Below are 20585 nucleotides of genomic sequence, written 5' to 3' on the forward strand. Positions count from 1 at the left end.
TCGGGTGTACGGGTACCTCGCGCACCTTCCCCGGAAGGTCCTCTCTGCACACCGAAAACGGGACCGATCCCTCCGGAGGGATCGGTCCCGGTGGCGTCCACCGGGCCCGCGGACGGAGGCGGGAGACCCCGCCGTGCCGCCTACCGGCTGAGGGACCGCAGCGCCGCTGCGTCGTACGGCTTCAGCTCGTCGAAGCGGTTGCCGAGCACCTTCGCCGCCCACTGCGGGTCCTGGAGCAGGGCGCGGCCGACGGCGAGCATGTCGAACTCCTCGCGCTCCATGCGGTCCAGGAGGTTGTCGATGTCGCCGAGCGCCGCGCCCTCGCCGGCGAACGCGCGGATGAAGTCGCCGTCGAGGCCGACCGAGCCGACGGTGATGGCGGGACGCCCGGTGAGCTTCCTGGTCCAGCCCGCCAGGTTGAGGTCCGAGCCCTCGAACTCCGGGATCCAGTAGCGCCGGGTGGAGGCGTGGAACGCGTCGACGCCGGCCTCCGCCAGCGGGGCCAGGATCGCCTCCAGTTCCTGCGGGGTCTGCGCGAGCCGGGCGTCGTAGGCCTCCTGCTTCCACTGCGAGTAGCGGAAGATCACGGGGAAGTCGGCCGCGACGCGCTCGCGGACCGCGGCCACGATCTCCGCCGCGAACCGGGTACGGGCCACCGCGTCGCCGCCGTAGGCGTCGGTGCGGCGGTTGGTCCGCTCCCACAGGAACTGGTCGAGCAGGTAGCCGTGGGCGCCGTGCAGTTCGACGCCGTCGAAGCCGATCCGCTCCGCGTCCGCGGCGGCGTCGGCGAACGCACCGATGACGTCGTCGAGGTCGGCGCGGGTCATCGCCACTCCGGCCCCCTCGGTGCCGTCGACCCGGATGCCGGAGGGGCCGACCGCAGGAGCGTCCGCGTACGGCGCCTCGCCCTGCTTGCGGACCATGCCGATGTGCCACAGCTGGGGCACGATCGTGCCGCCCGCCTCGTGCACGGCCGCGGCGACCTTGGACCACCCCGCCAGCTGCTCCTCGCCGTGGAACCGCGGCACCCGGTCGCTCTGCCCGGCGGAGTCGTGACCGACGTAGGTGCCCTCGGTGACGATCAGGCCCACGCCCGCGGCGGCCCGGCTGGCGTAGTACGCCTGCACGTCCTCGCCGGGCACGCCGCCGGGGGAGAACATCCGCGTCATCGGGGCCATCGCGATGCGGTTGGGGACGGTCAGGCCGTTCAGCGCGACGGGCCGGGACAGGATCTCGGCCGCGCGGGAGGCGGCGGAGGTGGTGACGGACATGCGGGTCCTCCGGGTGGGGCGGTGGCTCGCCGGACTCACGACGAGAAGTGCATAATACACATGCTATGTATCATGCATATGTCGAGGATCCGGTGGCGGAGGGCCCGGCGGCGCGTGGGGACGGGCCGCCCTGCCGGGCGGAGATAATGGGGCGTCGGAAGGAGCGGGAGGCGCAGTGCTGGAGAAACTGGAGCGGGAGCTGATGCTGCTCTCGCGGCACCAGGTGCTCGCCCGGCGCGAGCGCGACCCCGAGCGCCTGGACCGGTCGGCGTACCTGCTGCTCAGCCGGATCGACACTCAAGGGCCCATGTCCATCGGGGAGTTGGCGGAGGCCTTCGGGCTCGACACCTCGACCGTGAACCGTCAGACGGCCGCGCTGCTGCGCTGCGGCCTGGCCGAGCGCGTCGCGGACCCGGACGGCGGCATGGCGCGCAAGCTCCGCATCACCGGGGAAGGCGGCCGCCGGCTCGGCGCGGACCGCGAGGTCAACCGGTCCTGCCTGGCCCGGGTGGTCGCCGACTGGTCCCCCGAGGAGGTGCGGGAGCTGGAGGAGGTCCTGCTGCGGCTCAACCGCAGCGCCGAAGCCCTCGAAGGGCGCCACTGGCCGCGCCCGGAGCCGGACGGGACCTGCGGGACCTGAGCGGAGCCCGCCGGGCCCGAACGGAGCCTGCCGGACCGGGCGTCTGCCCGGATCCCGCGGAGCGGGGGCCGTTCAGGGGGTGGCGCCGCCTTCGGCGAGCGGCGGCGCCTGTGGTGCGGGGCCGCCGGCGGCGACGGCTTCGCCGCAGGTCGGGTTCGTGCAGGGGGCGTCGGCGTAGAGGGGGACGTAGACGCCCATCGTCTTGTGCCGCTGGACCGTCGCGGGCAGTTGCTGCCGGCAGGTGGGGCACAGGTGTCCGGGGAGCGAGGCCGCGGGATGCTTTTCACCGTCCATGAAATCACTTTACGCCCACTTTGCCCGGCTTTGAAGGTCTCTTTGTGTGCCGCTCGCGTCCCGCCGTGCACGGACCTCACGTGGCAGGGCGGTCGGGCCCATCGGCGTCGGTCCCGGTGCCGGGTGGTGGCCGCAGCAGACTGAGGGCGACCGAGGTACCGAGGACGACGACGATCACGGCGAGGCTCACGGGGGAGGGGATCTCTGGGATCGCCGGGCTGATCAGCTTGTGGGAGGCCTGCAGCACCAGCTTCACGCCGATGAACGCGAGGATCAGGGCCAGGCCCTTGCCGAGGTAGTGGAAGCGGTCGAGCATGCCGGCCAGCATGAAGTAGAGCGCGCGCAGGCCGAGGATGGCGAAGGCGTTGCTGCTGTAGACGATGAAGGCGTCGCTGCTGACCGCCAGCACGGCGGGCACGCTGTCCACGGCGAAGACCAGGTCGGCGGCCTCGATGGCCGCCACCACGGCCAGCAGCGGCGTGGCGACCCGCTTGCCCGCCTCCTTCACGAAGAACTTCGTGCCGACGTACTCCTCCTTCACCGGGACGACCTTGCGCAGGAGCCGGACCGCGATGCTCCGCCCCGGGTCGAAGCTGTCGTCCTCCTCCTTGAAGATCTTGTACGTGCTGTAGAAGAGGATCGCGGCGAAGACGTACAGCACGGCCGTGAAGCGGCTCACCACGGCCACGCCGGCGGCGAGGAACACGCCTCGGAACACCAGGGCGCCCAGCACGCCGAAGAACAGGACACGGTGCTGGTACGCCCGGGGGACCTTGAAGTAGCCGAAGATCAGGGCGAAGACGAAGAGGTTGTCGACCGACAGGCTCTTCTCCAGCAGCCACGCCGTCGTGTACTCCACCCCGGCCTGGGTCCCGACCACGGCGAACACCAGGGCGCCGAAGGCCAGCGCCAGGCCGACCCACACCCCGCTCCACGCGGCCGCCTCGCGGAAGCCGATGACATGGGCCTGCCGGTGCGCGAGCAGGTCGACCGCCAGCGCCACCAGGACGGTGACGGCGAAGACGATCCAGAGCCAATAGGGCACGTCGTGCACGGCGGACCCCCGCGGGGCGACAGGAGGGGCGGAGCCCTTGTACACGATTCTGCGGGAACCGCGCCGGGTTGTCCTTCCGGCGCGGTTCCCGCAGGTCGCGGCCCGTGGGGGTCAGCAGGTGCGGAAGCGGTAGCCCTTCGTGCCGGGGGCCGTGACGTCCAGGTCGCGCTGGACGACGGACAGCTTCGAGCCCCAGCCGGAGCAGGCCTTGCCGTAGCCGGAGTTCTCGTACTCGATGACGAACACGCGGTTCGCGTAGGCCTTCGCGAAGTCGCCGCACTCGTCGTACTGGCCGCACTCCTCGGCGACGGCGAAGTCGAAGCCGATCCTGGCACGGTCCGGGAGCAGCTCGGCGGTGTTCTTCTGGGCGATGGCGAGGCCCGCGGCGTGGGCGCGGTCGGCGAGCAGCTTCGCGAAGGCGGCGTTGTTCGCCTTCGTCAGCCTCCCGTTCGAACGGGAGAAGGAGTCCAGGTTGTCCGGCTCGACGGCCTGGAATCCGCTGCGGGCGCAGCCGCTGATCCACTCGCCGACGACCTTGGCCAGGCGGGTGCGCTTGTCCGCCGTGGAGGTGTCGAGGAGGGCCTCGCCCCAGTCCTCGTCCACGACCGGGCGCCGGGAGGAGTCGCGCAGGACGAGGTCGGGGTGGTTCTTGTCCCACCAGCCCAGGGCGTCGGGCTGGGCCTGGAAGGCGTTGACGTAGCAGACGTTGTACAGCCCGGCGGCGGGCTTCGCGGAGCGGTCGCGGGAGACCGCGGTCACGCCCTTCGGCGGCGTGTAGGGGGCGCCGATCTGGTAGTCGAAGGTCGCGTTCGCGGCGGGCAGGCGGGGGGAGCCGGCCTGGCCCGCGGAGGCGGGGGACAGCAGCAGGCCCGCTCCGGCGGCGACGGCGACGCCCGCGGCGGCCGCGGCCAGGGTGCTCTTGCGGCGCAGGAAGGGGGTGGGGGAGTGCTTCGGCACACGTCCTCCAGTACGAGGTCCGATGAGGTGTTCGCATCCTGCGCGAGCGATCGTGAGGAATTGATGAGGCGCGGTGCGGACACCCCCCTACGGCCGTGCCGGGACCCCCGCGTGGGCGGGGCCCGGCGCCTCGGGCCCCAGCGAGAGGCGGACCAGAGTGCCGCCGCCGGGCCGGAGGTCCGCCGTGAGGGAGCCGCCGTGCGCGGCCGCGATCTCGGACACCAGGGACAGGCCGATGCCGGTGCCGCCGCCCGGCGAACGGAAGCGTTCCGTCAGGGCGGGCAGGTCGGCGGCCGCGATCCCGGGACCCCGGTCGGCCACGGCGAGGTTCGCGCCGCGGACCACCACGTGCACCTCGGCGTGGCCGGCGGAACGCGCGGCGGCCGGGGTGCGGCCGTGACGCAGCGCGTTGTCGAGCAGGTTGCGGACTGCGATGCGGACGAGCGCGGGGTCCGCCGTGACGACGGAGGCGTCGAGGGAGGTGGTCAGCACGTGGGGGCCGGCCGCCACCTCCTCGCACACCTGCTCGACCAGCTGGTCGAGACGCAGCGGCACGGCCCGCAGGTCCTGTCCCGCGGCCTGGAGCCGGCCACGGGTCAGGACGTTGTCGACCACGTCGGCGAGGCGCTCGGTGGCCCGGCGGATGCGCGGCAGGTGCGGATCGAGGCCGCGCGGGTCGGTGCCCGCGACGTCGACGGAGCTGCGCATCACCGCGACCGGGGTGCGCAGCTCGTGCGCGGCGTCGGCGAGCATCCGCTCCTGGGCCTCCAGCGACTGCCAGGCCGGGCGCAGGCTGCGGCCGGACAGCAGGTGGCCCGTCGCGGCCGCCAGCGCCGTGAGCAGCCCGGCGCCGACCAGGACGGAGGCGGCCAGCCTGCGGTGCTCGCCCATCCACTGGGACGGGTCGCCGACGACCACGACCGCGCCACGCACCTCCTGCGTCTCGTCGTGGTGGAAGGGGCGCGCCAGCAGGTAGGCGGTGGCGCCCCGGGCGTCGGGCTCCTCGGTGCGCACGGTGTCGTCGCGGTCCATCGCGGAGCGGGCCAGCGCGGCCAGCCGGTCCGCGCCGACGGCCGGGTCCGCCGGTCCCCGGGAGGTGAAGACCGGGCGCAGCGAGCCGTCCGGGTCCGCGTGCAGCACCCGTACGCGGGGGGTGCCGCGGGTGGCCTCGTCGTCGTGGAGGCCGTCGAGCTGGAGGCCCGCGTCGGTGTAGTAGATCAGCGAGGTGCTGACGGCGGCGCGCTGGTCCATCTCGTCGTACGCGGCGCCGCGCCAGGAGCGCTCGTCGGTGCGGATCACCATCCAGGACAGGGCGCTGACGCCGGCCAGGGTGATGAGGGTGTAGGCGAGGGTCAGCCGGAACTGGAGCCGTCGCAGCCGTCTGCGCGCCGGTGACCGGCGGCGGCCCGCGCGGCTCCGGGCCGCCCCGGCCGGCTTCGCTGCGCCCGTCATCCGGGGTTCCGGCCGCCGCGGGCCGCCCCGCCGTCGCCGTGCCGGGCGCCGGCGCGGCCCGCGCCGTCGTCGCCACTCTCCCCGCCGAGGAGGAAGCCGTGGCCGCGGACGGTGTGGATCAGGGGCGGCGGGCCGAGCTTGCGCCGCAGGCCGACGACGACGGCGTCGACGACGTTGGAGACGGGGTCGGCCATCTCGTCCCAGCAGTGCTCGACCAGCTCGGCCCGCGTGACCACGGTCTCGCGGTGGACGAGCAGGTGCCGCAGGACGGCGTACTCCTTGTGGGTCAGGGTAAGCAGGATCCCGTCCCGCCGGACCTCACGGCGGGCCGCGTCCAGCTCCAGCCCGGCGTGCCGCAGGTGCACGGGGAGCCGGTCGCCCGCGCGCCGGGCCAGGCTGCCGACCCGCATCACCAGCTCCTCCATCGCGAAGGGCTTGGGGAGGTAGTCGTCGGCGCCGGAGCGGAAGCCGTCGACCCGGTCGGAGAGCGCGTGCAGCGCGGTGAGGCAGAGCACGGGGGCCGTCCAGCCGGAGCGGCGCCGGTGCTCCAGGCGGGGGAGGGCGTCGCCCGACGGCAGCATGCGGTCCAGGACGACGCAGTCGTAGGCGTTCAGGTCGAGCAGGAAGTCCGCCTCCGGCCAGTCGGGGGCGCCGTCGACGGCGTACCCGGCGGCTTTGAGGCCGGCCGTCACGACCTCGTGGAGGTCGGGTTCGTCCTCGACGAGGAGTACGCGCATGTGCTGTCCGCCGTTGTTCGCGCCGAAGGGGAGGACATAGTAATCAAGCCATGGCCATTGCTTGACGCGCGGTCGCGGATTCGCCTCCCGAGGCCACGGCTGCCACGCCCCCCGGTGTGCCGGTCCGCCGTCCCGCGGCCCGGCGCCGAGAATGCGGGGGTGCCGCGCGGCCGGCCCGTACCGGTCCGCGCGGGGCCGCCGGCACGGACACCGGCGGCCGATGTCGAGAACGTCCCGTCGGCTCCGTCCCCGGGACGACGCGGCCGGCACCGGCCGCACCGGAACGAAGGAGCACCCGCATGGCCGTTCAGCGCATGGACAACGTCGGCATCGTCGTCGAGGACATGGACGCCGCCCTCGCGTTCTTCGTGGAACTGGGCATGGAGCTGGAGGGCAGGGGAGAGGTCGAAGGCGCCTTCGCCGACCGCTGCACCGGACTCGACGGGGTCCACTGCGACATCGCGATGCTCCGCACCCCGGACGGCCACGGCCGGCTGGAGCTGGCCCGCTACCGCAGCCCCGTGGCGAGCAGTGCCGGGCCCCGCGACCGGCCGCACAACGTCCTGGGAACCCACCGCGTCATGTTCGCCGTCGACGACATCGAGGACACCGTCGCCCGCCTGCGCCCGCACGGAGGCGAACTCGTCGGCCGGATCGCCCGCTACGAGGACAGCCACCTGCTCTGCTACCTGCGCGGCCCGGAGGGCGTCATCGTCGGACTCGCCGAGCAGCTGAGCTGATACGGACGGTCCCGGCCGCGCGCTGTCGGTGGCGGCGCCTACCGTACGGCCATGAGCATGATCGGGAAGTACCTGCGCCTCGCCCCCGCCGAGCTGGAACGGGCCCTGCGCGACCCGGGCTGGGCGGCCGAGCACCGGAGCGCCCTGTCCGGCGCCGACGGCCTGCGTGCCGCCGGGCGGCTGCACACCACGGACCGCGCCTGGCACGCCCTCGACTTCCTCCTCTCCCGGCGGGGCTTCCCCGTGGACGTGGTCTTCGGGGAGGAGGACCTGCCCTGGCCGGCGGGGCACGACTGGGGCTACGGCCCGCCCAGGCTGCTCGGCGCCGAGCGGGTGCGGGCCGCGGTGGACGCCCTCGACGGCCACGCTCCCGACGTCCTGGCCGAGGGGGTCACCCCGGCCGATCTGGTCGCCGCGAAGGTCTACCCGCAGACCACCTGGGAGCGCGGCGAGGAACCGGACTGGGCGGTGGCGCACTGGGCGGCCCTCGCGCCGTTCCTCAGGTCCGCGGCCCGGCAGGGGGACGCCTTGCTGGTGTGGATCGCCTGAGACCGTCCCGCCCGGCCCGGGAGTCTCCCGTGGGCCCCAGGGGCCTCTTTTCGTCCCCTTGACGATATGGTCGCACTCCCTTTATCGTCGTACTGACGAAATCGAGGGGGTCCCCATGGCAGACATCACCCGGCGCTTCGGCTGGCGCCACCTGCGCTCCGCACCCACCGCCCACATCCGCCACCACCGGCGCGGCCGTCTCGTCCACGACGGCCGGGGGCTCAGCTTCTGGTACCGCTCGCTGTCGGCGGCACTGTCCGAGGTCCCGGTCGACGACCGGGAACTGGCCATGGCCTTCCACGCCCGCACCTCCGACTTCCAGGACGTCGCCGTCCAGGCCACCGTCACCTACCGGATCAGCGACCCGGCCGAAGCCGCGGAACGACTCGACTTCTCCGTCGACCCGGACACCGGGAGCTGGCGCGGCGCCCCCTTGGAGCAGATCGCCACGCTCCTCACCGAGACCGCACAGCAGCACGCGCTCGACGTCCTGGCCCGGACCCCGCTCGCCGTCGCCCTCGTCGACGGCGTCACCTCCGTCCGGACGAGCGTCGCCTCCGGCCTGGCCGCCGAGCCGAGGCTCCCGGCCACCGGCATCGACGTCGTGGCCGTGCGCGTCGTCGCCATCCGCCCCGAGGCCGAGGTCGAGCGCGCCCTGCGCACCCCGGCCCGCGAACAGATCCAGCAGGAGGCGGACCGCGCCACCTACGAACGGCGGGCCGTCGCCGTCGAGCGGGAACGCGCCATCGCCGAGAACGAGCTGGCCAGCCAGATCGAACTGGCGCGGCGCGAGGAGCAGCTGATCGACCAGCGCGGCACCAACGCCCGCCGCGAGGCCGAGGAGAAGGCGGCCGCCGACGGCATCAGGACCGAGACCGAGGCCGCCCGCAAGGTCCGCCTCGCCCGCGCCGACGCCGAGGCGGAGCGCGAGACGGGCGCGGCCCGCGCCGAGGCCCAGTCCGCCTGGCTGCGGGTGCACGGCGACGTCGACCCGGCCACGCTCCACGCCCTGGCGGCGACCCGGCTGGCGGAGAACCTCCCGCGGATCGAGAGCATCACGCTCTCGCCCGACGTCCTCACCGGGCTCCTCGGCCGGCTCGGACGCCCGGAAGGCGGCACGGGAGCGTGAGCCTGGCCCCGCGGGCGGTCGTCGTGCACCGCCGGACCGAGTACGAGGAACTGCTCGCCCGGCACGGTACGCACGGCCAGGCCGCGTTCTTCCTCTCCAGCCGGGGCCGGTCGATCGACGAGGTGCTGCGCCGCCACGACCGCACGCGGGAGGCACTGCGGGCGGTCGCGGCCGCGGTGCCGCTCACCTGGCGCAGCTCCCGCGTGGAGCGGGCGGACCTCGACCGCTTCCTGTTCGCCCCGGAGGACGTGGTGGTCGTGGTCGGCCAGGACGGCCTGGTCGCCAACACCGCGAAGTACCTGGGCGGACAGCCGGTGGTGGGCATCGACTCCGACCCGGGCCGCAACCCGGGCGTGCTGGTCCGCCACCGCTGCGCCGACGCGGCCGCCCTGCTGCGCGCGGCGACCGCCGTCGGCAGCCGGGCCGAAGAGCTGACGATGGTCGAGGCCGTCGCCGACGACACCCAGCGCCTGCTCGCGCTGAACGAGATCTACCTGGGCTCGCCCGGACACCAGACGGCCCGCTACCGCCTCGCCACCGGCGACGCAGACGGCCAGGGCGAGTCCCAGGCGTCCTCCGGGGTGCTGGTGGGCACCGGAACGGGCGCCACCGGCTGGCTGCGCTCCCTCTGGCTGGAACGCGGCAGCACCGCCGACCTGCCCGCACCCTGCGAGCGCCGCCTGCTGTGGTTCGTGCGGGAGGCCTGGCCCTCGCCCACCACCGGAACGACGAGGGTCACCGGTGAGCTGGGACGCGGGGAGGGGCTGCGGCTGACCGTCGAGTCGGACCGGATGGTGGTCTTCGGCGACGGGATGGAGGGCGACGCCCTGGACCTGACCTGGGGCCAGAGCGTACGGCTGGGCATCGCGGCCACGTCCCTGCGCCTGGTGGTGTGAGGGCCCCGCCACCGCTCCCGACCCGGCGGCTCCCCCGCCGTCCGCCCGTACGCCGTGCCGGCGGCCGTCAGGGCCCGGTCTCGAACGCGGGCGCCTTCAGGTCCTTGAGGCAGGAGGTGTCCGCCGAGCCCGGGGTGTCGAAGAAGGACACGGCGATCTCCTGGGCGCACTCGGAGGTGGCGATCACCACGTGCGGCTCGTACGGGATCGTGACGACCTCGACGTTGTCCAGGGTGCGGGCGACGTACGGTCCGTTGTCCGCGCCCGTCTGGGAGTCGAAGCCGCCGGACAGGGCGAGGGTCGGGATGTCGCCGCGGGTCGCGTCGCGGATGGACGCGGGCGCCGCCGGCACGTCCCAGGCCTCGCAGTCGGGACGCAGGAACGTCAGCTGCGGCGCCTGGGCCTGCACCGAGGGCGGGTAGGACGGGAAGGCCTTCCGGCCGCCCTGGAGGGCCTGCTCCTGGCTCTCGTACGGGGTCCACTCGCTGCAGAAGACCCCGTAGACGAGACCGTGGGCCACCCGGCCCATCGCCGCCGGGCTGAGCCTGCCGCCCGCGTACTGCTCGGCGATCCGCTGCGGCTTGCCGCGCGCCAACTCGTCCAGCGCGAGCGGCACCTGGGGCGCCACGTGGGTGGCGGAGGTCATCCAGTTCACCAGGGCCACACCGTCCAGGACCACCTTCACCGGTTCCTCCCGGCCGGGAACGGTGACGGTGGTCGTGACCGGCTTCGCTTCGAGGTCGCGCACCAGCTTGTCGAAGGTGGCCGACAGGTTCGGATACCGCTCGTTGCACGCCGGCTGCTGCGCACATTCCTTGAACAGCCCGTCGAAGCCCTGCCGGGCGCTGCTCCAGGTGGCCGCCGAGCCCGACCGGGAGGGCGGCAGGATGCCGTCGAGCGCCACGGAGCGGAGCCCGTCGGGGTGCTCGCGCATGTACACGAGCGCCAGGTGGGTGCCGTACGAGATGGCGTACAGGTTCCATTCCCTCACACCGAGCGTCGCGCGCAGGTCCTCGTAGTCGGCGGCGCTCTCGGTGTCGTTGTAGGCGGCGAGGTCGATCCCGCGGGCCGCGAGCCGGTCGCGGCACTCCTTGGTGGCCGCGACGTGCAGGCGCTCGGTCTCCGGCGCGCCGGAGACGAGGCCGACGGCGCGGGCGTTGAACTCGTCGATGTTGGGGCACAGGAGGTTCGGCTCGGCCGAGTACGTGCCGCGCTGGGACATGAGCACCAGGTCGCGGTCGCGGTTGAGGCCACCGTCGACGGCCATCTTCGCCTCGCCGACCGCGTCGTCGCCCGGGCCGCCCGCGAGCCACACGATGGGGTCGGGCTTCGGGTCGGCCGACAGGGCGGGCACGATCGCGACACCCAGTCGGATCTTCCGTCCGTTCGGTTCGGCGCGGTTCTCGGGCACGGTGAGGGTGCCGCAGCGGGCATTTCCCAGGGCCTCGACCGGTTCCGGGGTCTTCGGGCAGGCCCCCGGCTCGTAGCGGGCGTCACCCACCGTGCGGGCCACGGTGCCGATCGGCGCCCCGGGGCTCGGGTCGGGCGTGGCACCCGTGGGTGCGGACTGCGCTCGGGCGGGTGACGCGAGCAGGGCCGTGCCGAGGAGACCGGCAGCCGCCGTCCCGGCCGCCGCGGCACGCAGCCGCCGTACGGTGCGGCGGCGACGGCGGGGAGCGTGGGGGTGGATGGTCATCTGCCCTCCCGGTCATCTCGGAGCGATCGTGAACGGTGCCGGCTCCAGACCCTCCATGCAGGAGGTGTCGGGAGCGGTCGGGCGGGCGAAGAACGACGCCAGGACGCGCTGCGCGCACGGCGACTGCGGGACCACCCAGTGGCCGATGCCCGGCACGACCACGGACGTCGAGCGGGGCAGGTCCGCCGCCACCTCCTTCGCCCAGCTCGCGCCGGTCTTGACGTCGAAGCTGCCGGATACGATGAGCGCGGGCACCGAGCTCGCCGTGGCCACCCGCTGGATCTCCGCGCGGTCCGCGACGTCCCAGACGTCGCACACCGGGTACTGGAAGGGGAGTTGCGGCGCCTGGGCCAGCACCGAGTCCGGCCAGTCCGGGTAGACCTTCCGGCCCGCTTCCAGCACGTCCGCCTCCGCATAGCCCGGCGCCCATTCGGCGCAGGCGATCGAGTTCGTCAGACCGTGCGCGAACTCCCCGGTCCTCTGTACGGATCCGGCTGCGCGGGCCTGGGCGAAACGCTCCGGGTTGCCGCGGCTGAGCTCGTCGAGGGCCGCCGGGATGTCCTTGGGCCGGGGGGTGAAGGCGACGATCAGATTCAGCAGGGCGCCCCCGTCGAGGACGGTCCTGACCGGCTTCCCGCCGCCCGGCGGGGTGACGTCCAGGGTCAGGGGGTTCGCCTCGAGCTTGCGCACCTGCTCAGTCAGCAGGCCGGGGAGGTCCGGGTAGCGGCTCTTGCAGGCAGGCTGCGCCGCGCACGCCGCGAAGATGTTCCGGATGCCCTCGGCGGTGCTGCCCCACGTCCACGGCAGGGTCACCGACTGGGGAGGGGAGACGGAGTCGATCGCGAGCGCCCGGATGCCCTCGGGGTGCAGACGCAGGTAGGTGAGGGCGAGGTTGCTGCCGTAGGAGTAGCCGTAGACGTTCCACCGGGGGATGCCGAGGGCGGTGCGCAGGTCGGCGAAGTCCGCCGCGTTCTCGGTGGTGTTGTAGGCGTCCAGGTCGACGCCGTCGGCGACGAGACGGGCCCGGCAGTCCGTCACGGCCTTCAGCAGGATGCGTTCCGCCTGCTGCGAGTCGTAGCCGAGGCCGACGGCCTGCTCGTTGAACCGGTCGACCTCCGGGCAGGCGAGGTTCGGCCGGTCGTGGAGGTTGCCGCGCTGGGCCATGACGATCAGCTCGCGGTCCTTGTTCAGGCCGGACTCGACGAGGAAGGGGATGTCGTCGAAGGTGTCGGCGCCGGGTCCGCCCGCCATGAACACCACCGGGTCCGGGGCCGGCTTGTCCGCGGCGGCCGGAATCCTGGCCACGGCCAGCCTGATGGTGCGTCCCTCGGGGCGCGAGCGGTTCTCCGGGACCTCCAGGACCCCGCACTGCGCGGTGGCCAGCGCTTCGACGGGCTCCGGTGTCTTCGGGCAGGGGCCCGGCACGAACCGGGGGGCCGTAGACGCGGCGGGCGGGGTCGGAGCGGACGGCGTCGGGGCGGCCGCGTCGCCGGTGCCGGTTCCGGCGGTCTGCATTCCGGCGGTCCGCCCGGCCGGCTCCGCGAAGCCGCCCGGCAGCGGGCCGCAGGCCGCGAGACAGGCCAGGGCCGCCGCGGCGGCCGCCGCGCGAGTGCTGTGCTTGGGCATGGGGCCTCGTTCCTCGGCCGGCAGCGGCGGCGGCCGGCGACCGTGTCGGGCCGCGGCGGTTGGGCGGAACGCGCGCGCCCTTCGACGCTACCGGCTGGCGCGGTCGGCTGCATCCGCAGCGGTCACGGCCGGTGACCACGTGTACCGGCCACTGCGACGCGGTCTCCGCGACGTGGTCGGCCGCCCGCTGACCGGGCGTCGGCCGGAGTGCCCGCAGGAAATGGCTGGCAGGTGCATGACGTATCGCTGCGGTGCGGGGCTACCTTCTTAGGGCTCCGGAGGGTCTGCCGCCCGAACTCGCTTCCCACAGGCGGTCGGTGGCGCCTCCAGTGCCCCGGCTCCGCCGAGGGGCCGGGCCCCCCACGCATGAAGGAAGACGACCATGTCCCTGGGCACCTGGCTGAAAGCAGGCACCTCCGCCGCCGCGCTCGTCCTCGCGGCGGCGACCGCCGCGACCGCGGCCCCCGCACCCTTACCGGCACCCGCACCGGACGCCGCCGCGGCGGTCGTGACCCTTCGTTACGACGACAGCCGGGCCGGCGGCTGGGAAGCCGCCATCGCGGCCGGGGTCGCGAACTGGAACGCGAACGTCAGCAACGTACGGCTCGTGGAGGCCGCGCCCGGGACCCGGGCCGAGATCGTCATCGTGGCCACCACCGGCTGGCCGCAGGCCACCCTCGGCCCGGTCCGACCGGGGCGGCAGGTCCGGGTCGAACTCGGCGCGCAGGCCGTGAGCCAGGGGTACGACAAGACGCGCATCGCCGCGCACGAGCTGGGCCACAGCCTGGGCCTCCCGGACACCAAGCCGGGGCCCTGCTCCCAGCTGATGTCCGGCTCCAGCGCCGGGACGGCCTGCGCCAACGCCGTGCCCAACGCGACGGAGCGCGCCCGCGTGCAGAACGCGTACGCCAACGGGCTCGCGGCCGCCGTCCCGACCGACGGCCGGGTGCTCGTCGACGCCCCCTGACCGCCGGCGCGCGCACGCGACGCGGCCGGGCCCCGACCTGTGGAGAGGTCGGGGCCCGGCCGCTGTTGTCAGGTGCGTCCCGCTGCCGTCAGGGGCGGAAGGCGTCCTTGACGTCCTCCTTGGCGTGGCGGGCCTTGCCCTTCGCCTGCTCGGCCTCGCCCTCGGCGGTCATCCGCTCGTTGCCGACGGCCCGCCCGACGGTCTCCTTGACCTTGCCCTTGGCCTGCTCGGCGTGCGCCTTGCTCTTCTCCGTACCCGACATCGGGGACCTCCTCGTTGCTGTACCGGCTTGGTCGTGACCGCTCTCCTGCTCCCGATCGCCGGCCGCAAACCCCCGTCCCGAGGACGCGTGATCCGGTCTCCCGAGCCCCTTCCCGGGGCGCGTCCGTCGCGCCGCGGGCGCGCTCACTGCTGCCCGCCTGCGCAGGTAAGTAACGCGTAAAAGTCATGTGCATGGCCGAGCGGCGCCAGGGCAGGCGGTGCTGCGGAGGTTGATAACCATGGTTCCCCTGCTTCTCGTCCTGCTCCTCGTCCTGATCCTGTTCGGTGCCGGCTTCGCCGCGAAGATCCTCTGGTGGATCGCTCTGGCGGTGCTGGTCCTGTGGCTCATCGGCTTCGTCGCCCGCCCCAAGGGCAGCAGCGGCCGCTGGTACCGCTGGTAGCCACGGCGGGCCGACCGCCCGTCACCACCCGTGGCCTGCCGTCCCCCAGCGCACTGCTGGGAGCGGCAGGCCACGGCCGTGTCCGCTCCTTCTCCTCCCTCCCCGCGGGCCCGCATGGTCCGCCGGTCGGCGGGCAAGTGCACCCTGGGACCGGGAGCAGGGGAGGAACACGTGGCCGGGAACGCACTGACGCCGCGCGAGACCGCGGTATGGGACCAACTGCTCGCCGAGCTGCACGGCCGTCCGGCAGAGACCGGCGTCCGAGAACGACGGGGCCCCTGGCTCCAGCTCGTCCTGGTGGTCCTTCTGCCGGGCGCGCTCACGCTGCTCGCGGCCGGCAGCCTCGCCCGCTCCGAGGCGCTCGCGTGGAGCGGGGTGATCCTCTGGGTGAGTGCCGTGCTGATCATCTCCCGTCTCCACGGACACGGCCCCCGGCTCCCGGCCCGCCGGCAGGCCGGCGCCGAGCCCTCGTGAGGGAGCGGGCGGGCCGTCGGGCCGTTCGGACCAGCCGCACTGGCGCGACACGGCGCTCGGGGTGACGGTGGCGGGAGGGCCGGCGGCGCGCCCGCCCTCCCGCGCGAGGAGACACCCATGCCGGAACGCCACACAGTCCTGCGAAGCCTTCACGACCTGGGTCTGGCCGCCTGGTTCGGCGGCTCCCTGATGGGGGCGGTCGGCCTCAACGGCACCGCGCGGGCGGAGGGCGCGAGCCGGGAGGAGAGCGTACGGATCGCGGGCACGGGGTGGGCGATGTGGGCGCCCGTGGGCGCGGCCGCGATCGGCCTGCACCTGATCGGCGCCGGCGGTCTGCTCGCCGCCGACGCCCCGCGCGCGCTCGCCCGGCGCGGCGTCGCCGCCACCGCCCTGACCAAGACCCTGCTCACCGGGGGCGCGCTCGCGGCCACCGTCTGCACCCGCGCCCTGGGGAGGAAGATCGAACTCGCCGCCTCCACCGGTCCGCAGGACGAGGAGGAGGCCGGCCGTGCCCTGCGCGCCGCCCGCCGGGCCGAGCGGCAGCTGTCCTGGGCCCAGTGGTCCGTACCCGCCCTGACCTGCGGTCTCATCGTCGTCGAGGCCTTGCGGGTCGAGCAGCGGCGGCCCGGTCTGCACCTGCCGGGTATGTGGCGGAGCGCCCGCACGCTGGCCCCGTACGCGGTGCGTGGCTACCGCCTCTACCACGGTCACTGAACCGCTGTGATATCCGGGCGGCGGGTGGGTAGCCGCGCGGTGTGAACGATACGAAAGGGCAGAGTTCCCAAGGTCTGCTGGCCGGGCTCAGCGTGGACGACCGCCGGCCGGAGCAGCCCGTCCTGCTGGATGCCGCGGGTGCGCCGATCCGTACGTGGCGGGAGAACTACCCGTACGACCGCAAGGTCCGGCGCAGGGAGTACGAGCGGACGAAGCGGATCCTGCAGATCGAACTCCTGAAGCTGCAGCACTGGGTCCGCGAGGCCGGCGTCCGGCTGGTGGTGGTCTGCGAGGGCAGGGACGCCGCGGGCAAGGGCGGCACGATCCGCCGGTTCACCGAGCGGCTCAATCCCCGCGGGGCGCGGATCGTCGCTCTGGACCGGCCGACCGACCGGGAGACGAGCGAGTGGTACTTCCAGCGGTACGTGGCCCACCTGCCGGCGGCCGGGGAGATCGTCTTCTTCGACCGGTCCTGGTACAACCGTGCCGGGGTCGAGAAGGTCATGGGTTTCTGCACCGACGAGCAGTACGCGCTGTTCCTGCGGCAGTGTCCCGCCTTCGAGGCGATGCTCGTCGAGGACGGAATCCTGCTGGTGAAGTTCTGGTTCTCGGTCTCCCGGGCCGAACAGCGCACCCGCTTCGCGATCCGGCAGGTCGATCCGGTCCGGCAGTGGAAGCTCTCGCCCACCGACCTCGCCTCGCTGGACCTGTGGGACGCCTACACCGCCGCGAAGGTCGAGATGTTCCGCGCGACCGACACCACGCACGCGCCGTGGACGGTGGTCAAGACCAACGACAAGCGGCGCGGCCGCCTGGAGGCCATGCGGAGCCTGCTGTGGCACGTCGACTACGACCGCAAGGACGCGGCCGCGGTCGGCCGCCCCGACCAGCTCATCGTCGGGGCCGCCGACACGCTCCTGGAGTCCGGTGAAGAGCCCACCGACCTCTCGCCCACTCCGCTGGCCGGACCGCCGCTCGGCCCCGGCCTCCACCCCTGACTGCGAGGAGACCTGCAGGACACCGCGGACCGTTCCGCCGGGACCGCCGGAACTGCCGGGGCCGCAGGAGTGCCGCTGCCGCCGGGTCAGGGGCAGAGCTCGCCCGGGCGAGGGTTGCACCCGGGCTCCTCCGGGTCCCCGGGGCCGCCGGGACGGAAGTTGGACCACCACAGCGGTGTCGAGCCGTAGTACACCACCATGTTCCCGGAGTTCTGGATGGCGAGGTGGGCGCCCGGGTGGTAGTGCGTCTGGCTGTTCCACACGGGGCGCATGGCGGCGTCGTAGACCACCAGGTTGCCGTCGGCCTGCATGTAGAGCTGGTTGCCGACGCCGTAGCTGCCGCGGGCCGTCCAGATCGCCGCGCCGTCGTGGTAGAGCACGGCGTGGCCGTCGCCCTGCAGGGCGAGCATGGTCCGGCCGTCCGGCGAGTACCAGGCCTGGCCCCGCGCCAGCATGCTGGTGCCCTGGATGATCGTGTCGCTGGGGGCCGAGGCCACCGTGGAGGCGGCCGCCGGGGCGTTGTCGGCGGGCGCGGCGGCAGCGGGCCCCGACAGCAGGCCGGCGGCCGCGAGGACCGTGCCGACGGCGACGGCGGTGCGTGAGGCGAGCGGATGGCGCGGAAGTCGCATGACGGGTCTGCTCCTCGGTCACGGCGGGCGGTCGGTTACGGGCCGGCGCGCGGGGGACGGTGTTCGCTCACGTCCCCCGGCGTCGCGGCCGGGCCCAGTCTCACCCACGGCTCCGGCGGCGGCCAACACCCTTCGACCTCCATCGAATTCGGACACGGGACGACGGCCGGGCAGCGTCTCCCGGCCAGTTCCGCGGCGGGCCGCCACGAGGCCGTGCCGGGGCGGATAGCGTGCCGTGGGCTGGTCCTCTCCCCGTCGCCGTCACCTCCGGAGAACAACCGGTGCTACGTGTCCACTTCACCCCGGAGGACCTCGCCCGCGTGCGCGTGGCCCGCTGCCCCGACCCCCTCGCCGAGACGGTCCTGAGCCTGCCGGTGCTCCAGGCCGGCGGGCCCGGGGGCGTCGAGCTCGCGGGCTGGAGGGAGCGCACGCGCGGAGGCCTGCGGGCGGTCATGCGGCCGCTGTTCGACCTGGCCCCCGCCGGCCTCGGGGAGTACGTACCGGAGGTGTTCACGCACGCCGCCACCGGCACCCTCGCCGACAGCATCGACCACACCTGGTCGCTGCCGCGCCTCCAGTGGGCGGCGGACCTGGACGCCGTCGCGCGGCAGCGCCCGCGGGCACCGCGCTGGATCCACGCGCTGCACCACGGCGACCGGGAATGGGGCGCCGTCGTCCGCGAGGCCCTGTCGGCCTATCACGCCGTGGCCGTCGCCCCGTACTGGGCGCAGATCACGGCGACGGCGCACACCGACCGCACCGGGCGCGCGCTGACCCTGGCCGACTGCGGTGTCGAGGGGCTCCTCGCCGGCCTGCACCCCGAGGTCCGCTGGTGCGCGCCCGTCCTCCACGTCCCGTGCGAGGCCGACGCGGACCTGCGGCTGGCGGGGCGCGGGCTGCTGCTCGTACCGACCTTCTTCTGGCCCAGGCCGCTGGCCCTGGTCGACAACGCCGATCCGGGCCGGCCGCTGGTGCTGCGCTACCCGGTCGCGCGGGACCTCCCCGCGTACGGCCGGGTCTGGGCGCCCACCGCCCCGCCCCGCCCGGACGGGGCCCTCGGCGCCCTGCTCGGCAGCACCCGCGCCCGGGTGCTGCGGGCCGCCGAGACGCCCGCGAGCACGGCGGAGCTGGGGCGGCGCACGGGTACGTCCCCGGCGACCGCGAGCCACCACGCGACGGTGCTGAGGGCGGCCGGGCTGCTGACGACGGACCGGGACGGGAACGGGGTCCGCCACGTCCTGACGCCCCTGGGCCGCGCCCTGCTGAGCGACCCCTAGACGGCGCCCGGCCGCTCGTGCCGGTCCTGCGGAGCACGGCGGGTCCGCGCGGCGGACGGTGGTTCCGCGGCACGGAGCCGCCGCTGCCGTACTACCGTTCCCCCGTGGCCAGGTTCCCCCTGTTCCTGGCCTGAGCCACCACCGACGTCCGACCGGGTGGCGGCGCTGTCCGACCCGGTCGTTAGGCTCGGCGGATGGTTGCCGTGCCCCTTCCGAAGGTCATCACGCGTCACCGCGACGGACTCGTCCACGTCTACGTCGTGGGCTCCGGCGCCGTGGGGCCGTTGGAGCCCGCCGCGGTGTTCCGGCCGCGGCCCGGTGACGAGCTCGTGGAGTCGGTGGTCCGACCCGACCTGGAACGGGTCGTGTACACGACGCCGGGCGGTGTCGTCTGCCTCGCCGGCACCGGAGAGTTGCTCTGGGCCCGGGACTTCGGGCCCCGCCCGGACGTGAGCCACGGGCATCGGGCCGGCTGTGCGCTGTCCCTGGACGGCCGGACCGTATGGGTCTACCGGCCGGACGTGATGGCGCAGCGCGGTACCCGCGACCAGTGGGTCGTGCTCGACGCGGACAGCGGCGCCGTGCTGGCCCGCCGGGAGCTGGACACGGCCGGCCACGGCGGCGTGCACCACCTGCATCCGGCGGACGGCAGCGTCTACCTCACCGTCGGCGAGGGCCAGGACGGCTCCGTCCTGCTCCGGGGGGTGGCCGGCGCCGACGGCGGGCCGGAGTTCACGACGGACGGGTGGCCGGACCGCTGCCTGATCGACGTGGCACCGTCCGGGGAGCAGTTCATGACCGTCGACCACGACCAGTCGGACGTGGCCTTCCACCGCCATCCCGGCGGCGAGGTGGTCCTCCGCCTGTCCGCACGGGACTTCGGGTGCGACCCGGAGGACACCTTCCTCGAATGGAGCGGCGGCTACCTGGACGCGCACACCGCCGTCGTCGCCCTGAGCGGTGAGTCGGAGGACGAGGAGATCTGGTTCCGCCACCACCCCGTCGACGTGCGGACGGGCACGGTCGGCGACGCGCTCACCACAGCGGCGGACGATGCGTACGATCTGCTGCCCCTCGGGGACGGCTCGTGGCTGACGGAGGGGCCCGGCGGCCACCCCGTACGGGGTCTCCCCGCCGGTCCATGAGAGGCTCCGCGGCATGCCCCGCCCGGGAATGTCGCCGTCGGTGTCAGTGGCCCCGCGTAGGGTCCGGGCATGACTGATCATCAGCCTCCGCGCGCCGACCGGCCGGCGGCGCGCGCGCATCCCGGAGTGCCGGTCCCGGCCCCCTCGGTGGACCTCGACCTGCTCGAACGGACGCTGCGCGAAGCCCTGCCCGGCATCGCCGGGGCGACGGAGGAGGAGGTCGCGGCCGTCGAGGCCCGGCTCGGTGTGCCGTTCTCCGAGGAGCTCACGGTGCTCCTCCGGGTGGTGGGGTCGGGGGAGGAGGACTCCGGAGGGGGCGAGGAGTACGACCACGAGGGGGTGTGCCCCGTCGACAGGGCGGTGGGCTGCGACTTCTTCGGGCTCGAGCACCTGTCCGCCGTCGACGCGGAAGTCCGCGGCTCCAGTTGGTACGGGGCGGGGGCGGGGGAGGCGGCGGATCACGCGGCGGCCGGTGCGGCGGTGGTGCGGCACGTGGCCGGGTCGGCGGGCTGGATCGCCTTCGGGAGCAACGGGGGCGACACGTACGCGGTCGACCTCACCCCCGGCCCCGCCGGACACCACGGGCAGGTCATCCTGGTCGGGCACGAGCAGAGCGTCGGAGCCGATCTCGTCTCCGACTCCCTCACCGACTTCGTTCTCGCCCGGCGCGCCCTGTAG

At 74.2% G+C, this 20585-nt stretch carries 23 protein-coding genes; 13 read left to right on the forward strand and 10 right to left on the reverse strand.

Translation table 11 applies throughout. The features are described from left to right. Nucleotides 1-140 precede the first annotated feature (140 nt). Nucleotides 141-1271, reverse strand: coding sequence for an NADH:flavin oxidoreductase (locus tag ACPU2J_RS33510; RefSeq protein ID WP_423834747.1), 1131 nt, complete (start codon nucleotides 1269-1271; stop codon nucleotides 141-143). A 202-nt stretch (nucleotides 1272-1473) separates the two neighbouring features. On the opposite strand from ACPU2J_RS33510, the gene ACPU2J_RS33515 reads away from it, so the two are divergent. Further along, nucleotides 1474-1911 (forward strand): MarR family transcriptional regulator, encoded by a 438-nt coding sequence (locus tag ACPU2J_RS33515; protein WP_423835037.1) that lies wholly within the window; start codon nucleotides 1474-1476, stop codon nucleotides 1909-1911. 72 nt (nucleotides 1912-1983) lie between these two features. Here ACPU2J_RS33515 and ACPU2J_RS33520 read toward each other — a convergent pair whose 3' ends face one another. The 5 genes from ACPU2J_RS33520 to ACPU2J_RS33540 all read right to left on the reverse strand — a co-directional run bounded on the left by ACPU2J_RS33520 (nucleotide 1984) and on the right by ACPU2J_RS33540 (nucleotide 6405). After that, complete coding sequence (locus tag ACPU2J_RS33520; RefSeq protein ID WP_423834748.1) at nucleotides 1984-2205, reverse strand: hypothetical protein; 222 nt, start codon at nucleotides 2203-2205, stop codon at nucleotides 1984-1986. 76 nt (nucleotides 2206-2281) lie between these two features. Next, nucleotides 2282-3259: a TerC family protein gene (locus ACPU2J_RS33525; RefSeq protein WP_420078278.1), complete on the reverse strand. Its 978-nt coding sequence runs from the start codon at nucleotides 3257-3259 to the stop codon at nucleotides 2282-2284. A gap of 111 nt (nucleotides 3260-3370) precedes the next feature. Next, entirely contained in the window at nucleotides 3371-4216 is an 846-nt protein-coding gene (locus tag ACPU2J_RS33530) for an endo alpha-1,4 polygalactosaminidase (RefSeq protein WP_420078277.1), read from the reverse strand. Nucleotides 4217-4303: 87 nt separating this feature from the next. After that, the gene (locus ACPU2J_RS33535) at nucleotides 4304-5668 is read right to left on the reverse strand and encodes a sensor histidine kinase (protein ID WP_423834749.1); all 1365 of its coding nucleotides are present in this window, start codon (nucleotides 5666-5668) and stop codon (nucleotides 4304-4306) included. Next, on the reverse strand, nucleotides 5665-6405 hold the full coding sequence (locus ACPU2J_RS33540) for a response regulator transcription factor (RefSeq protein ID WP_423834750.1): 741 nt from the start codon (nucleotides 6403-6405) through the stop codon (nucleotides 5665-5667). Before ACPU2J_RS33540 ends, ACPU2J_RS33535 begins: the two co-directional genes overlap by 4 nt. Before the next feature lie 299 nt (nucleotides 6406-6704). On the opposite strand from ACPU2J_RS33540, the gene ACPU2J_RS33545 reads away from it, so the two are divergent. From ACPU2J_RS33545 to ACPU2J_RS33560, 4 genes are all read left to right on the forward strand, one after another. Then, on the forward strand, nucleotides 6705-7145 hold the full coding sequence (locus tag ACPU2J_RS33545; protein ID WP_420078274.1) for a VOC family protein: 441 nt from the start codon (nucleotides 6705-6707) through the stop codon (nucleotides 7143-7145). A gap of 51 nt (nucleotides 7146-7196) precedes the next feature. Beyond that, a complete protein-coding gene (locus ACPU2J_RS33550) occupies nucleotides 7197-7694 on the forward strand; it encodes a YfbM family protein (protein WP_420078273.1) in 498 nt (165 codons plus the stop codon). A gap of 115 nt (nucleotides 7695-7809) precedes the next feature. Then, nucleotides 7810-8823: an SPFH domain-containing protein gene (locus tag ACPU2J_RS33555; protein ID WP_420078272.1), complete on the forward strand. Its 1014-nt coding sequence runs from the start codon at nucleotides 7810-7812 to the stop codon at nucleotides 8821-8823. Next, nucleotides 8820-9719 (forward strand): hypothetical protein, encoded by a 900-nt coding sequence (locus tag ACPU2J_RS33560; RefSeq protein WP_423834751.1) that lies wholly within the window; start codon nucleotides 8820-8822, stop codon nucleotides 9717-9719. The genes ACPU2J_RS33555 and ACPU2J_RS33560 overlap by 4 nt, the downstream gene beginning before the upstream one ends. 67 nt (nucleotides 9720-9786) lie before the next feature. On the opposite strand, the gene ACPU2J_RS33565 is transcribed toward ACPU2J_RS33560, so the two are convergent. Both ACPU2J_RS33565 and ACPU2J_RS33570 read right to left on the reverse strand, forming a co-directional pair. Continuing rightward, nucleotides 9787-11415: an alpha/beta fold hydrolase gene (locus ACPU2J_RS33565; protein ID WP_423834752.1), complete on the reverse strand. Its 1629-nt coding sequence runs from the start codon at nucleotides 11413-11415 to the stop codon at nucleotides 9787-9789. A gap of 12 nt (nucleotides 11416-11427) precedes the next feature. Then, nucleotides 11428-13041, reverse strand: coding sequence for an alpha/beta fold hydrolase (locus ACPU2J_RS33570; protein ID WP_423834753.1), 1614 nt, complete (start codon nucleotides 13039-13041; stop codon nucleotides 11428-11430). Between the two features lie 382 nt (nucleotides 13042-13423). Here ACPU2J_RS33570 and ACPU2J_RS33575 point away from each other — a divergent pair, with 382 nt between their 5' ends. Further along, nucleotides 13424-14008 carry a snapalysin family zinc-dependent metalloprotease gene (locus ACPU2J_RS33575; protein ID WP_365075482.1) on the forward strand — a complete coding sequence of 195 codons (585 nt, stop codon included), beginning with the start codon at nucleotides 13424-13426 and terminating at the stop codon, nucleotides 14006-14008. An 88-nt stretch (nucleotides 14009-14096) separates the two neighbouring features. Here ACPU2J_RS33575 and ACPU2J_RS33580 read toward each other — a convergent pair whose 3' ends face one another. Next, nucleotides 14097-14270 carry a CsbD family protein gene (locus tag ACPU2J_RS33580; protein ID WP_420078268.1) on the reverse strand — a complete coding sequence of 58 codons (174 nt, stop codon included), beginning with the start codon at nucleotides 14268-14270 and terminating at the stop codon, nucleotides 14097-14099. A 238-nt stretch (nucleotides 14271-14508) separates the two neighbouring features. On the opposite strand from ACPU2J_RS33580, the gene ACPU2J_RS33585 reads away from it, so the two are divergent. The 4 genes from ACPU2J_RS33585 (at nucleotide 14509) to ppk2 (ending at nucleotide 16856) form a co-directional block, all read left to right on the forward strand. Then, a complete protein-coding gene (locus ACPU2J_RS33585; RefSeq protein ID WP_365490720.1) occupies nucleotides 14509-14670 on the forward strand; it encodes a hydrophobic protein in 162 nt (53 codons plus the stop codon). A gap of 171 nt (nucleotides 14671-14841) precedes the next feature. Continuing rightward, entirely contained in the window at nucleotides 14842-15144 is a 303-nt protein-coding gene (locus ACPU2J_RS33590) for a hypothetical protein (RefSeq protein WP_423834754.1), read from the forward strand. A gap of 117 nt (nucleotides 15145-15261) precedes the next feature. Next, nucleotides 15262-15858 carry a hypothetical protein gene (locus tag ACPU2J_RS33595; protein ID WP_420078266.1) on the forward strand — a complete coding sequence of 199 codons (597 nt, stop codon included), beginning with the start codon at nucleotides 15262-15264 and terminating at the stop codon, nucleotides 15856-15858. 41 nt (nucleotides 15859-15899) lie between these two features. Beyond that, complete coding sequence (gene ppk2, locus ACPU2J_RS33600) at nucleotides 15900-16856, forward strand: polyphosphate kinase 2 (RefSeq protein ID WP_420078265.1); 957 nt, start codon at nucleotides 15900-15902, stop codon at nucleotides 16854-16856. A gap of 86 nt (nucleotides 16857-16942) precedes the next feature. On the opposite strand, the gene ACPU2J_RS33605 is transcribed toward ppk2, so the two are convergent. Then, entirely contained in the window at nucleotides 16943-17485 is a 543-nt protein-coding gene (locus ACPU2J_RS33605) for a hypothetical protein (RefSeq protein ID WP_423834755.1), read from the reverse strand. A gap of 281 nt (nucleotides 17486-17766) precedes the next feature. Between ACPU2J_RS33605 and ACPU2J_RS33610 the strand changes: the two genes are divergently transcribed. From ACPU2J_RS33610 to ACPU2J_RS33620, 3 genes are all read left to right on the forward strand, one after another. Then, complete coding sequence (locus tag ACPU2J_RS33610; protein WP_423834756.1) at nucleotides 17767-18762, forward strand: winged helix-turn-helix domain-containing protein; 996 nt, start codon at nucleotides 17767-17769, stop codon at nucleotides 18760-18762. A gap of 194 nt (nucleotides 18763-18956) precedes the next feature. Further along, complete coding sequence (locus ACPU2J_RS33615; RefSeq protein WP_423834757.1) at nucleotides 18957-19907, forward strand: hypothetical protein; 951 nt, start codon at nucleotides 18957-18959, stop codon at nucleotides 19905-19907. Between the two features lie 69 nt (nucleotides 19908-19976). Continuing rightward, nucleotides 19977-20585 carry an SMI1/KNR4 family protein gene (locus tag ACPU2J_RS33620; RefSeq protein WP_423834758.1) on the forward strand — a complete coding sequence of 203 codons (609 nt, stop codon included), beginning with the start codon at nucleotides 19977-19979 and terminating at the stop codon, nucleotides 20583-20585.

Origin of the sequence: Streptomyces manipurensis, assembly GCF_049570255.1 — a bacterium.
In the GTDB taxonomy this organism is placed as follows: Bacteria; Actinomycetota; Actinomycetes; order Streptomycetales; family Streptomycetaceae; genus Streptomyces; species Streptomyces manipurensis.